This is a genomic window from Bradyrhizobium sp. MOS003 (assembly GCF_003020125.1).
Classification (GTDB): domain Bacteria; phylum Pseudomonadota; class Alphaproteobacteria; order Rhizobiales; family Xanthobacteraceae; genus Bradyrhizobium.
In genome coordinates, this window is the sequence record NZ_PYFW01000010.1 from 165,732 (window position 1) to 179,194 (window position 13,463).

Annotated in this window: 13 protein-coding genes; 7 read left to right on the forward strand and 6 right to left on the reverse strand. The window is 64.3% G+C overall.

Annotated elements, in window-relative coordinates; translation table 11 throughout:
* Positions 1-76 precede the first annotated feature (76 nt).
* Complete coding sequence (locus C7G42_RS30465) at positions 77-316, reverse strand: hypothetical protein (RefSeq protein WP_094891819.1); 240 nt, start codon at positions 314-316, stop codon at positions 77-79.
* A gap of 565 nt (positions 317-881) precedes the next feature.
* Here C7G42_RS30465 and C7G42_RS30470 point away from each other — a divergent pair.
* Together C7G42_RS30470 and C7G42_RS30475 are read left to right on the forward strand one after the other, a co-directional pair.
* Positions 882-1,853 carry an SDR family NAD(P)-dependent oxidoreductase gene (locus C7G42_RS30470; protein WP_106952580.1) on the forward strand — a complete coding sequence of 324 codons (972 nt, stop codon included), beginning with the start codon at positions 882-884 and terminating at the stop codon, positions 1,851-1,853.
* Positions 1,854-2,104: 251 nt separating this feature from the next.
* A complete protein-coding gene (locus C7G42_RS30475) occupies positions 2,105-3,220 on the forward strand; it encodes an alpha/beta hydrolase family protein (RefSeq protein ID WP_106952581.1) in 1,116 nt (371 codons plus the stop codon).
* Positions 3,221-3,237: 17 nt separating this feature from the next.
* On the opposite strand, the gene C7G42_RS30480 is transcribed toward C7G42_RS30475, so the two are convergent.
* The gene (locus tag C7G42_RS30480; protein ID WP_199581218.1) at positions 3,238-3,744 is read right to left on the reverse strand and encodes a MarR family winged helix-turn-helix transcriptional regulator; all 507 of its coding nucleotides are present in this window, start codon (positions 3,742-3,744) and stop codon (positions 3,238-3,240) included.
* Positions 3,745-4,145: 401 nt separating this feature from the next.
* On the opposite strand from C7G42_RS30480, the gene C7G42_RS30485 reads away from it, so the two are divergent.
* Positions 4,146-5,702, forward strand: a complete 1,557-nt coding sequence (locus tag C7G42_RS30485; protein ID WP_106952583.1) for a porin — start codon at positions 4,146-4,148, stop codon at positions 5,700-5,702.
* A gap of 265 nt (positions 5,703-5,967) precedes the next feature.
* Here the strand turns inward: C7G42_RS30485 and C7G42_RS30490 are convergent, their stop codons facing one another.
* From C7G42_RS30490 to C7G42_RS30500, 3 genes are all read right to left on the reverse strand, one after another.
* On the reverse strand, positions 5,968-6,438 hold the full coding sequence (locus tag C7G42_RS30490) for a GcrA family cell cycle regulator (RefSeq protein ID WP_106952584.1): 471 nt from the start codon (positions 6,436-6,438) through the stop codon (positions 5,968-5,970).
* A gap of 71 nt (positions 6,439-6,509) precedes the next feature.
* The gene (locus C7G42_RS30495; RefSeq protein ID WP_007603456.1) at positions 6,510-6,707 is read right to left on the reverse strand and encodes a hypothetical protein; all 198 of its coding nucleotides are present in this window, start codon (positions 6,705-6,707) and stop codon (positions 6,510-6,512) included.
* Positions 6,708-6,907: 200 nt separating this feature from the next.
* Positions 6,908-7,849 (reverse strand): acetamidase/formamidase family protein, encoded by a 942-nt coding sequence (locus C7G42_RS30500; protein ID WP_106952585.1) that lies wholly within the window; start codon positions 7,847-7,849, stop codon positions 6,908-6,910.
* A gap of 166 nt (positions 7,850-8,015) precedes the next feature.
* Here C7G42_RS30500 and C7G42_RS30505 point away from each other — a divergent pair, with 166 nt between their 5' ends.
* Genes C7G42_RS30505 through C7G42_RS30520 form a run of 4 tightly spaced genes read left to right on the forward strand, consistent with a single transcriptional unit; the run spans position 8,016 to position 12,018 of the window.
* Positions 8,016-8,783, forward strand: a complete 768-nt coding sequence (locus tag C7G42_RS30505) for a YdcF family protein (protein ID WP_199581225.1) — start codon at positions 8,016-8,018, stop codon at positions 8,781-8,783.
* Positions 8,784-8,843: 60 nt separating this feature from the next.
* Positions 8,844-9,626, forward strand: a complete 783-nt coding sequence (locus C7G42_RS30510; protein ID WP_106952586.1) for a DUF169 domain-containing protein — start codon at positions 8,844-8,846, stop codon at positions 9,624-9,626.
* Positions 9,627-9,635: 9 nt separating this feature from the next.
* Positions 9,636-10,814, forward strand: coding sequence for a saccharopine dehydrogenase family protein (locus C7G42_RS30515; RefSeq protein WP_106952587.1), 1,179 nt, complete (start codon positions 9,636-9,638; stop codon positions 10,812-10,814).
* Between the two features lie 28 nt (positions 10,815-10,842).
* Positions 10,843-12,018: a saccharopine dehydrogenase family protein gene (locus C7G42_RS30520; RefSeq protein ID WP_106952588.1), complete on the forward strand. Its 1,176-nt coding sequence runs from the start codon at positions 10,843-10,845 to the stop codon at positions 12,016-12,018.
* A 112-nt stretch (positions 12,019-12,130) separates the two neighbouring features.
* Here C7G42_RS30520 and C7G42_RS30525 read toward each other — a convergent pair whose 3' ends face one another.
* Complete coding sequence (locus C7G42_RS30525; protein ID WP_106952589.1) at positions 12,131-13,327, reverse strand: FAD-dependent monooxygenase; 1,197 nt, start codon at positions 13,325-13,327, stop codon at positions 12,131-12,133.
* Between the last annotated feature and the right edge of the window lie 136 nt (positions 13,328-13,463).

Sequence of the window (13,463 nt, forward strand, 5' to 3'; positions counted from 1 at the left end):
GTGCCCGCGGAGGGACAAGCCGGCCCCCGGGCGTTTCCTCGTATCCGTCATTGACGGATCAGTAGTTTTGCGGGCCTTAGGCGTGGCCCTTGATCTCGTAATGGCCGGGCACGCATTTGTACCGATCCAGGCGCCAATTGGCGTGATAGATCGGATGCTCGCCCATCCATTTCGCCAACGGCGCCTGTGCGCCGATTGCACACTGCATCATCGATATTTCGGGCGTCATGTTGCTGTCGGTCACGATTTCCTCGATGCAACTGCCTGAGCTGGCTGCGCTCAGCCGGCAGAGCACGGCAACGACGGTCACGAACATTCCTGTCACCTCATAGGTAGTTTCTGACCACGAAGAAGATGCAAGCGGAGTGCCAGAGCCTGTGACACGCAAACCACACGCTGGCCTGGCCGACTCGACTCAGCGTCCGGCGTCCATTTGACGATTCGGATTGTAAAAAGTTTGCCCCTAAACGGAAGCCGGACAAATACGGGAGCCGCAGTCATACTGCCCCGGGCGGCCGCCATGCCTTGCAACGGCGAATGCCGAGCAAGCGCCTCGTCCTTCGAGACGACCGCTGCGCGGGCTCCTCAAGGATGAGGCTGATGAACGTCGGTGTTCGTTGACGCTGCTGCCATGCAACCAGTCCTCATCCTGAGGGCCCGCCAACGGCGGGCGTCGCGAAGGATGTGCCGCGGGCGAAGTGCCTCTTATGCACAAACCGCGTGGCAGCAGCACCGGAACGGCCGATAGTCCGCGCGCCAAAATAACGCCTGCATCGTCGATCCGCTTTCATTTGCGGATGCGGCGCTGCTACATTTCGCCCGTGCCCGGCAAGCGGCGCAGACGAAGAAACAGACCGACAAGGGGAGGGGCCGAAAGTCCCATGAAAGATTTCGCAGGAAAGATCGCGGTCATCACAGGTGGCGGCACGGGAATGGGGCGCGAGCTCGCGCGGCAGCTCGTGGCAGAGGGCTGCAATGTCGCGATGTGCGACGTCTCGGAGGCCGCGATGGCGGAAACCAAGCGGCTCTGCGAGGTCGAGAAGCTGCCGCAAGGCCTGCGCGTCACGACGCATGTCGCCGACGTCTCGATCGAGGATCATCTGAAGCGCTTTCGCGACGAGCTCGCCGAGCAGCAGAAGACGGACAGGATCCATCTGCTGTTCAACAACGCCGGCATCGGCGGCGGCGGCAGCCTGTTCACCAACACGCGCGAGCAGTGGGAGCGCACCTTCAACATCTGCTGGGGCGGCGTCTATCTCGGCGTGCGCACCTTTCTGCCGATGCTGGTGGCTGCCGACGAGGCCCACATCGTCAACACCGCGAGCGTCAACGGCTTCTGGGCTTCGATCGGCATGGGCCAGGCACACACCGCCTACAGCTCGGCCAAGTTTGCGGTGAAGGGATTTACCGAAGCGCTGATCAACGACCTCCGCCTGCACGCGCCGCACGTCAAATGCTCGGTGGTGATGCCCGGCCACATCGGCACCTCGATCGTCTCCAATTCGCGCAAGGTGCAGAGCGCCGACGGCTCGGAGCGGCTCAACGCCGACGAGGTCGCGCTGACGCGCAAGCGCATGGTCGCGGCCGGCGTGCCCGATGCCGACAAGATGTCGGACGAGGACATCCAGGCGGTGTTCGCCGAGCGCGCCCGCAGCTTCCTCGAGGATGCGCCGACCACGGCTGCACAGGCCGCGAAGATCATTCTCGACGGGGTCAAGGCTGAGCGCTGGCGCATTCTCGTCGGCGAGGACGCCAAGCGCCTCGACGAACGCGTCCGCGCCACGCCGGAGCAGGCCTATGATCGCGCTTTCTACGAAAGCTTTACGCAGGAGGTCGGCTGGCGGCTCGGTTGAGATCGCCTCCAGGGTGCGCCGATATAGGTATGATCATCATCATGGCAAGAGGCGTGCAGGTATCTGTAGGTGCCGTCTCCTGCCAATGGGGATCACCTCATGACGAATTGGAATGTCACGCATGCGAGCGGACCGGTTTCGTTCAAGCGATGGTGATCTCGGACGGCTCTCATTCAGTGCACGGCTGCTTGGTCGGTGCACTGAATTGGTTTACTCAATCAAGGGTAACGCGACGATAGAGCGTAGCTCCGATGATACCCGCATGCCTCTCCGACGACTGGATCCTCTGCCCGGAGCGGGAGGACATCTCCGCTGAATTCACGCGGCTCTTGACCGCGGCCCAGGAGGGCGGCGCCACGATCGCCGAATGCCTGATGATCGCGCGGCAGCTGAAGCGGGGCGACGACCGGTCCTGGCATCGCGAGTGGAAGAAACTGGCGCAGGCCAATCGGCATCGCGCCGAGGCAGCGTTCGCGGAAGGCCACATGGCGAGCGCGCAGCGCAACTGGCTGCGCGCGATGAACTATTATGGTGCGGCGGCGATGCCGCTCGAGCCGGACGACGAGCGCCGCTGGGTCGCGGTGCTCGCGATGCAGGAATGCGCCCGCCGCTACCTCGCGGCGCGCGCTCCCGCCGGCGAAGTCGTGACGATCCCCTGGCTCGACGGGCATGCGCTGCAGGGCTACTTCCTTTCCGCGCCGTCGGGGAGCGGGCGGGCTCCGACCGTGATCTGCATCGGCGAGCCCGGCCACCGCAAGGAGGAATTCCTGCACAAGCTCGTGCCGCATGCGCGCGAGCGTGGATTCTCGATGCTGGCGCTCGACCTGTTCGGCGACCAGCGCGACGACTATCTCGACGAGCTGTTGCGGCGGGGGGATCTCGAAAGCGCGATTCCCTGCGTCATGGACTATCTGGAGACGCGCGGCGACATCGATTTCGCCCGGGTCGGAATCATCGCCGACGGCTGGGGCTCGTCCTTCGTGGCGCGCGCGGTGTTGCAGGAGCCGCGGCTTGCCGCCGCCGTCTGCGACGGCGGCCTGTGGGACCTGCACGAGCGGGCCTTCTTTGCCAGCCGTTTCGCGATGAGCGACGTCACCATCGTGCCGGTGCCGCATGCGCCGCTGATGGCCTCCAGCGTCGACTGTCCGGTGCTGATCACGCTCGGCGAGGACGGCTGGCTCAAGGCCGACCGGGCGCGTCAGATTGTCCAGGACTCCCGGCTCGGCAGTTCGGATGTCATGCTGAAGGTGTTCACGGCCGCCGAGACCGGCGCGGCGCAGTCCCATGCTGACAATCCGAGCCTTGCCAACGAATACATCTTCGACTGGCTCGAATCGCAGCTCGGCGCCGCCGCGCGGCGGATCTGAGCGCAGCTTCCCGGGCCCTAAAAGTCGACCGACATCCGGACGCAGGCCTTCTGCAGGCGGGTCTTCAGCGTCGCGAGCTTGCCAGTGAATTCCGTCAATTCGTCCTCGTCGAACTCCTGGAAGACGAATTCGCGGATCGTCTTGTACTGCTCGGTGAGGCTCGCGATGTGCTTCTGGGTCTTGTCGGTCAGGGACAGCCGGACCACGCGGGCGTCGGTCGGCGAGGGACGGCGGCGCAGCAGGCCCTTCTTCTCGAGCAGCTTGGACTGGGTGGTGACGAAGGACGGGTCCACGTGGAGCAGCTTGGAGACGACGTTGACCGGAATGCCGTCGTCCTTGTCGAGGTCGGAGATGGCCATCAGGATCAGCCATTGCGGGCCGCTAATGCCGAGCGTCTTCGCCCAGAACTGACGCAGCTCTTCCAGATACATGTTGATCGACGAGATCTCCCAGGTGAAGCGCCTGATGATATCCAGGTTGGCGATCGAGCGCATGCGCGCTCCTTCTTTCCTCGTCGCGGACACAGCGTCACTCCCGTGAACCGATTGTTCAGGCCGGTGTTCGTGGAGGGCCATAGTCGACGCAAGCCTGCTCTGACGCAAGTGCAGAGCAAGGTAATTTCGTCACTAAAATTACAAAGATGACCAGCTCATTGATTCGCGAGATCGCAAGTGTTGCGCGCCGGGTACAGGTCTAACAAAACCGAAAAGCTGATCTAATAAACTATTTTGATTACCGAACGACGCAGGCATATTGGTTCCCGACGGTGGGGGGTACTCGATCGTCCCGTTGCAGGTGGTTCGCTCACGTTCCTCGCGTCCGAAAGCGGGGGTGTCCGAAAGCGTCCGGGCGGATTTGAGAGACGGGGACTTGGGGGACCTCAAGGTCTGGTCTTCGTCAAAATGAGCAACTTGGAGGTTTTGAAATGAAAGTGGTGAAGAGCCTTCTGCTCGGCACTGCGGCGGGTCTGATCGCCGTCAGTGGAGCCCGTGCGGCCGATCTTCCGGTCAAGGCCAAGGCGGTCGAGTACGTCAAGATCTGCACGCTGTACGGCGCGGGTTTCTACTACATCCCGGGCAGCGACACCTGCATCAAGCTCGGCGGCTATGTGCGTGCCGAAGTGGCGCTCAATGCCGGCGGCAATTACAGCGCCCAGTACAACGGCGTGTTCGCGGCCAACAACCGCCTGACCAACTACTACTCGATGCGCGCTCGTGAAGACCTCAACATCGACACGCGCACCGCGACCGAGTACGGCGTAGTCCGCACCTATTTCGACGCGGTCTTCACCTGGACGACCGGCAGCTACGGCGGCACCGGTTCGGGCACGGGCGCGACCCAGTACAGCGGCACGATCGGCCTGAACGCGGCCGGCACCGGCCTCACCGGCTCGGGCGGCGGCAACATCAACGGCACCGACGGCAACACCTCGGGCGGTGCGCTCGGCGTCTACTACGCCTTCATCCAGTTCGCCGGCTTCACCATGGGTAAGGCGGTGTCGCAGTTCGACGCGCCCTGGATCAACTATCCCGGCAACAATTTCGACCAGCTCGTCGGCGGCAGCGGCACCACCAACGGCGTGACCCAGTTCACCTACACCGCCGATTTCGGTCAGGGCATCACGGCTGCATTCTCGGCGCAGGACCAGACGCAGGTGTTCCAGACCAACATCTGGAACACGGCCGGCATCTCCACCACCGGCGTACTCGGCGGTGCCTATGGCTCGAACGACCTCGGCGGCACCCGCGCGCCCGATCTCGTTGCCATGGTTCGCGTCGAGCAGGCCTGGGGCCTGTTTCAGGCATCGGTCGCCGCGCACGACAACCATGTCGCCTATTACGGTGCGACCGAAACCACCGGTCATCCCGAAGACAAATGGGGTTGGGCCGTTCAGCTTGCGCTCGGCATCAAGAACATCCCGACCGGCGCCGGCGACGTGATCAACATCTCGGGCGTCTACACCGAGGGCGCGAGCCGCTACAACTTCCAGGAGCTGGCGGCGACCAGCTACTCGATGTTCGGCAGCTCGAACGCTGCGTATCAGAGCATCGGCTTCGCCGGCGTGTCCGACGCGGTGTTCGCACCGGGCGGCAGCCTCGAGCTGACCAAGACCTACGGCTTCCGGGGTGCCTACACCCACAACTGGAGCCCGAACTGGAACACGGCGCTGTACGGCGCGTGGGCTGCGGTCAACTACAGCGGCACGGCGAAGGGTCTGATCTGCGGCAGCGCGGCGTTCGCCACCCTGACCGGTACCTGTAACCCGGACTTCAACATCGGGCAGGTCGGCGTCATCACCCGCTGGACGCCGGTGAAGAACCTGACCTTCTCGGCCGACTTCACTTACAGCCACCTCGACCAGAAGTACTCGGGCGCGATCACGACCGCAGCGCTGACGGGCGTTGCCAAGCCGGCGGCGACCTACGAGATCAAGGACCAGGACACCTACAGCATGCTGCTGCGCGCCCAGCGCAACTGGTAAGCTGGCGGTCTTCTCCGATCGACACAGGCCCCGGCGGAACACCGCCGGGGCTTTTTTGCAGGGCCTTCGGAAGTCCATGGCCCGTGCAGACGGCGAAGACGAGCCATGCGATTGAGTCGCCTCAGATTAATGTACTTACATGAGTTACTAAGCTATATAGCCCCAAGCCACACACGAAAGTTGCGGCTCTTAGCTTCACGCTAAGCCTCCAGAAGCCTCCGGCGATGCCCCGCCGGAGGTTTTTCGTTTTGTGCCAGCGCGGTCTTCAGCCGCGCATCACGCGGGCCCGTCCGTTCGGCCGGTAGGCGAGGCGGCTGTGGCCCGTGCAATAGGGCTGACCGTCGGGCGCGGAATTGCCGCAGAAGCAGAAATCCTCGGCGCCCGGCGTCGAGATCGGCCAGCGGCAGCGATTTTCCGAGAGCTCCAGCAGCGAGCAGCGATTGGCCTCGTCGATCGGCCCTGCCGCAACCGGTTCGGCGGCTTCGCCATAGATCGTGGCGAGCATCGCGTATTGCAGCCGCGGCACGGTCCTCGGCGCCCGCGCCGGCCGGTCCTGAATCTTACGGTCCTCGATGGTGCGGCCGCGCGTGAGATTGAGGCGGGACAGCTTGCCGATCACGGCATTGCGGCTGACGCCGATGTCGGCGGCGATCTCGCGGCAGGAGAGGCCCGCCTCGAAGTGCTGCTTCAGAAGTTCAATTCGTTCGTCGGTCCAGGTGGGCGAAAGAACAGGCATGTGTCACGGTCCCAGGTTGCAGATGTGGCCATCCGCCTTCCGAGATTGGTCCGTTCACGTCCGGCGCGCGCTCACGTTCTGCCATTGTCGCGAATCGACAGAAGTCCGTCCTTGATGGCGAGACGGATGCCTTCCTCGATCAGGGTACGTGCGACGCCGGGAACGCTGGTGCCGTGGGTGCCCTGTCTCACCAGCTTCTCCAGATAGGTGATGGTCGAGAGCGCCAAGGTTACGGGAATACGGTCAGTCTCGGCTTTTTCGGTGGCCATGGTCCGAACGCTAGCCTCATACTCAGATACATAAAAGTAACGATTAAGACTCTATTTAGGTTTAGGGGTGGAAGTCAAATTCGGGCAAGGCTTCGATATCAGCTCGTTGAAATCGCTGGAGAAAGTTGGCATGGCGCGGCGCGCCGCGCGGGACATCGGGCGGCGGCGTGGCGTCGACAGGTCGGGAGGTGCGGGCCGGCTCAGCCGTGCACGATCGCCTTCTCGATCATGCAATGGATGCCCTTGGCGCCGTTGACGGTCTGGGTCACCCTGAGATCGGCGGCCAGGCTGCACAGCGTGTAGGCGTCCTCGCGCGACAGGTTTCGCGTCTCGCCGAGCAGGGCGATCATGTCCCGCAGCGCGCGCACCACGCACTGGTCGAGGTCGGGATCCATCGCCATGGTCATGTAATGCGTGGCCGTCTCGGCGCGGGGATAGTCGAAGGTCAGGTCCTTGCGCAGCGTCAGGCGGAAGCGCCCCTGCAGCGCGGTCTCGATCGCGGTCACGCAGACCTCGCCGTCGCCCTGCACGCCGTGGCCGTCGCCGCAGGAGAACATCGCGCCCGGTACGAACACCGGCAGATACAGCGTCGCGCCGGTGCCGAGTTCCTTGTTGTCGAGATTGCCGCCCATGGCGCGCGGGATCAGCGAGGAGATGCGGCCCCAGCTAGGGGGCGGCGACACGCCCATTACGCCGAAGAACGGCTTCAGCGGCAGGTCGAGACCCCACGGCATGCGGCCGACCATCCGAGCCCGATCCAGCGGGATGTTCAGGATGCGGGTTTCATGGAAATCGTCGGGCAGGGTGCCGGACAGCGGCTTGATCATGTTCCAACCCCAATCCTGCCGGAGTTGGACGTCGAGGATCTCGACCGCGAGCACGTCGCCGGGCTCGGCGCCTTCGACCGCGATCGGGCCGGTGAGGATGTGGCCCGGCAGCATGCGCTCGTTATTGGCATGAACCTCGAACATCTCGGGCGGAACGTGAAACTTGTCGCGGTCGGGCAGCATGTCCGGGCCGCCGCTGATGGTGTCGACCGTCACCTCGTCGCCGCTTTTGACGGTGAGGATAGGCTCGAGCGCGGCTTCGAAGAAGCCCCAATGGCAGGTTTTGGGGCTGGAATGCAGGTGGTGATGGGTCATTTGCCGCGTCCGGTCGCTTTCATCAGGCCGGGCTTGACCCGGCGATCGATCCTCTTTCATGAAGAATTCTGAGATCGCAGGGCAGGTCAAGCCCCGCGCGAACCCGCCAGTTCATTCCAGCGAGGCTCCCCTGTTTTTCGTCCTGTCCAAGACGTTTGGCACCGCATTGCTGCCGATCAACTTCGTGGTCGAGCTCGGGATCCTGTCGCTGGTGCTGATGGCGACGCGCTTTGCCGCGCTCGGCCGCAAGCTTGCGGTGACAACGCTGGTGTTGCTGGCGCTGGCGGCGTTCTCGCCGCTCGGCAATCTCCTGATCTATCCGCTCGAATCGCGCTTTCCCGCGTGGGACGCCTCGCGCGGCGCGCCCGACGGCATCATCGTGCTCGGCGGCTCCGTCGACACCGATTTGTCTGCGGCGCATCGGACGCCCGTCGTCGCGCACGCCGCCGATCGTCTGTTTGCGCCGGCCGAGCTCGCGCGCCGCTATCCTAATGCGCGCATCGTGTTTACCGGCGGGAGCGCGAACCTGGTTGCGACCGATGCGAAAGAGGCCGACTATTCCGCGCCGATTTTGGAGAATCTCGGCATATCGAAGGACCGCCTGATCCTCGAGCGCAATTCGCGCAACACCTGGGAGAATGCGCTCTTCACGAAACAGCTGGTGACGCCGAAGCCGGGCGAGCGCTGGCTGCTGGTGACGTCGGCCTTCCACATGCCGCGCTCGATGGGAATTTTCCGCAAGGCCGGGTTCGACGTCGAGGCCTATCCGGTGGACTGGCGAATGGGCGGACGTGACGATCTCTTCTCCTTCACCAATATGGGCGCGGACGGGCTGGGCCGAACCGAAGTTGCGGTACGCGAGTGGATCGGCCTCGTAGCCTACCGTCTGATGGGCAGGACCGGCGAGTTGCTTCCGGGACCGGGCAAGGACTAGAACGAGAGCTGCAAAACAAGAACACAGCGCCGGCTCACGATCGCCGGCCGGGAGGACGCCATGCAACAGCAGAGTGCAGACAGCATCGATCTCGGCGGCCTCGTCGCCGATCTCAACAACCTGCTGCGGCTGAAAACGAATGTGATCGGCATGAAGCTGTTCGCGCGCGCCGCGGACATGGAGGCGATCCCCAAAATCCGGCGACCGAATGCGATCCACACCACCGACCAGATCGTCAGCATGGCTTCGCGTCTGGGCTGGACCGTCGGCATCACCGCCGACGATCTCGTCGGCGCGCAGTGCCGCGCGGTGATTGGCCTCGCACCGCAGGACGAGAAATGGCTCGCCGGTGAGAACTACGTCGGGGTCTGGCACGGCACCGCGGAGGACGCGCGCAAGCGCCAGGAGGCGCTGGACGTGGTTCCGTTCGGGCAATATCAGGCGCTCGCCGTCAGTCCGCTCGCCAGCGGCCGGCTCGATCCGCCCGACATCTGCCTGGTCTATGCAACGCCGGGGCAGATGATCATCCTGATCAACGGTCTGCAATATACCGGCTACAAGAAGTTCGAATGGGGCGTGGTCGGCGAGACCGCGTGCGCGGATTCCTGGGGGCGGGCGCTCAAGACCGGGGAGCCCAGCCTGTCCTTGCCATGCTATGCGGAACGGCGCTATGGCGGCGTGCCGGACGAGGAGATGCTGATGGCCTTGACGCCTTCGCATCTCGCCAAGGCGATTGAAGGCATGAAGGCGCTGGCCAGGAACGGCCTGCGCTACCCGATTCCGCCCTATGGCATTCAAAGCGACGTCCGTGCGGGCATGGGCGTGAGTTACGCGAAGAAGTAAAGGCCGACCATGAGCTCTGCGAAATTCGACATCGTCGTCTACGGTGCCACCGGTTTCACCGGCCAACTCGTCGCCGAATATCTGACCCGGCAGTACAAGAGCGACAAGACGCTCAAATGGGCGATGGCAGGCCGCAGCCTCGGCAAGCTGAAATCCGTGCGCGATGCGATCGGCGCGCCCGGCAACACGCCGTTGATTGTCGCGGATGCGTCCGACGCGGCCTCGCTGAGGGCGATGGCGGAGCGGACGATGTCGGTTATCACGACGGTCGGTCCGTATCAGCTCTATGGCGAGGAACTGTTGGCTGCCTGCGTCGCCACCGGCACGGATTATCTCGACCTCTGCGGCGAGCCGATCTGGATGCGGCAGATGATCGACAAGTACGAGGCGGCTGCGAAAGAGAGCGGCGCGCGCATCGTGTTCTCCTGCGGTTTCGATTCCGTGCCGTTCGAGCTCGGCACCTTCTTCGTCCAGGAAGAGGCCAAACGCGTGTTCGGCGCACCCGCCGCGCGCGTGAAGGGCCGTGTGCGCGACATGCGCGGCACGCTCTCGGGCGGCACCGCCGCGAGCGCGAAGGCGACCTTCGACGCCGTCGCCAAGGACATCAGCCTGATCGCGATCCTGAACGATCCGTTCGCGTTGACGCCGGGTTTCGCCGGCCCGAAGCAGCCGAGGGGTAACAAGTCGCTGATCGAGGAGGACCTGAATTCCTGGGCGGCCCCGTTCATGATGGCGCTGATCAACACCCGCAACGTGCATCGCTCCAACATGCTGATGGGATTTCCCTACGGCCAGGACTTCGTCTACGACGAGATGGTCCTGACCGGTCCCGGCGAGAAAGGTGAGGCCAACGCCAAGCGCGTGATGGCGGCCAATGCCGAGAAGACCGGCCCGAGCGCGCCGAAGCCGGGCGAGGGGCCGTCGAAGGAGGAGCGCGAGAACGGGCTCTTCAATCTGCTCTATGTCGCGATCGCACCCGACGGCCGCATGGTCCGCGCCGGCGTGACCGGCGACCGCGATCCCGGCTACGGCTCGACCTCGAAGATGATCTCCGAATGCGCGATCTGCCTGCTGCGCGACACGACGGACGTCCCCGCCGGATTCTGGACGCCGGGCGCAGCAATGCAGCACAAGCTGATCAAGCGGCTGCGGGACAATGCGGGTCTGACGTTCACGGTGGAAGCATAAGGTCGACGGTCTGCAGGGAACCTCATCCGTGTCTGCGAAGTTCGACATCGTTGTCTATAGCGCGACCGGATACACCGGCCAGCTCGTCGCCGAATATCTCGCTTCGAACTATGTCGGTGACGGCGCGCCGACATGGGCGATGGCAGGGCGGAGCAGAGACAAGCTCGCGTCCGTTCGCGATGCGATTCGCGCACCCGCGAACATCCCGTTCATCGTTGCGGACGCTGCCGATCCCGCATCGCTGCGGGCGATGGTGGATCAGGCAAAGCTGGTGGTCACAACTGTCGGTCCCTACCAGCTCTACGGCTCCGATTTGCTTGCGGCCTGCGTGGCATCGGGCACCGACTACATGGATCTCTGTGGCGAGCCGATCTGGCTGAAGCAGATGATCGACAGGCATGAGGCGGCCGCAAAGGCGAGCGGTGCCCGCATCATGTTCTCTTGCGGCTTCGATTCCATCCCGTTCGAGCTCGGTGCGTTCTTCGTGCAGGAGGAAGCCCGGCGCCTGTTCGGAGCGCCGGCTCCGCGCGTGAAAGGGCGCGTCCGCGACATAAGCTGGAAGTTCTCCGGCGGCACCTCCGCGAGCGCAAGGGTCACCTTCGAAGCGGTTGCCCAGGATCTCAGCCTGGTGTCGATCCTCAAGGACCCGTTTGCCTTCACGGCGGGCTTCGAGGGACCGAAGCAGCCGCGCGGCAACAAGCCGGTTTTCGAGGAGGACCTGCAATCCTGGTCCGCTCCGTTCGCGATGGCCATACTCAACACCCGCAACGTCCATCGCTCCAACATGCTGATGGGCTTCCCCTATGGCAGGGACTTCGTCTACGACGAAATGGTGCTGACAGGCGCGGGCGAGGAAGGCCTGGCCAATGCCAAGCTCGTCATGGCCGCCAATGGCGACAAGACCGGCCCCGCAGCGCTCAAGCCCGGCGAGGGGCCGTCGAAGCAAGAGCGCGACAACGGTCACTATGATCTGCTCTATGTCGCGATCGCGCCCGATGGCCGTCAGGTCCGCGCCGCGGTGAAGGGCGATCTTGATCCCGGCTATGCGTCGACGGCGAAGATCATCTCCGAATGCGCGATCTGCCTGCTGCGCGACACGCCCGATGTGCCGGCCGGCCTCTGGACGCCGGGCGCGGCGATGCAGCACAAGCTGATCAACCGGCTGGTTGATCATGCGGGGCTGAGGTTTGAGGTGGAGAGTTAGTCGGCTCTCGTAGGGTGGGCAAAGGCGCAGCGCGCCGTGCCCACCATCGTCCGATTGGAGAGAGATGGTGGGCACGCTACGCTTTGCCCACCCTACGGCATCGGTCGTGCTGCTACACCGCCCGCGCGTCATACGCGTACATGAACTCCATGCTCTTCGAGCCCAGGGGTAGCAGCCATTTCATCATCTGATTTCTGATCCACGCGCCGGTGGGGCTGAATTCGCGCTTGCTGTTGCCGTTGCGGCGTGCCATCGCGACGATCTTCTCGGTGCGTGGGCGCCGCTCGGCCTCGAAGGCCTGGAAGGTGGCGCCGAGCTCCTGGCCCTCCTGCATCAGACGGGCAAGCCGCATCGCATCCTCCAGCGCGAGCGAGGCGCCCTGGCCGGCATGGGGGCTGGTCGCATGCGCGGCGTCCCCAATCAGCAGCGAGCGCTTGCGCGACCAGGTCGGCAGGGTCGCAACATCGAGAGTGTCGGTGACGACGATGTTCTCCGCGGCCTCGATGATATCGGGGATCGGGTCGTGCCAGCCGCGGTGGAAGCCGCGCAGATGCTGCTTCAGCGTCGTCTGGTCGAGCGCGCGAAACATCGCCGCATCCATGCCGTGCGCGGGCTGCGTGCTCCACCACATCACGCCGTCGGTCGGGTCAGGGCTGCAATAGCCGTAGCCGAAGAAGCCGCTCTGGCCGAACGTGGTCTCGACGTGCCGGCCGATCGATCTGCCGTCGAGCACGGCCCGCGGCACGAAGCCGCCGAAGCCGATCAGCCCGGTGTTGAACGGTTGCGGCCCGTCAGGCACCACCTGGCGGCGCGTGACCGAGTGCACGCCGTCGGCGCCGATCAGGAAGTCACCCTCGGCCGTGGTGCCGTCGGCGAAATAGGCGATGATCGGCTGGTCGCCGCGGTCCTCGACCTTGATCAGGCGCTTCTCGAAATAGAGCGAGACGCAGGCGCACCAGGCCTTGTCGATGAGGATTTCATTCAGCGTGGCGCGGCAGACGTTCACCGCGGGCTGACCAAAGCGCCGTTCCATGTCCCGGTTGATCGAGCTGAGCTTCGCGCCGGCTTGCGAATAGAAGTCGAAAGCCTCCGCGACCGAGCCGCGGCTGATCAACTCGCTGGCCAGCCCGATCTCGTCCAGCACATGCATGCCGTTCGGCGCGATCTGCAGACCGCCGCCGATGCCCTTCGAATAGGGCCAAGCCTCGTAGATCGCGGACTCGACGCCGGCGCGGCGCAGCAGGATCGCGGCCACGGGTCCGGCAATGCCGGCGCCGATGATCAGGGCCTTGCGGGGACGATAGGACATGGCTTGCTCCCGACGTTTCCGTGGTGCTAGGAGAAATTACGGTCGCTAAATCTCTTAGCGACTAAGATATATATCGACTAAGATATGAGGCCGACCTTGTCAAGGACGAAGGCGCGCGCTGCGCTGCTGCAGGAGC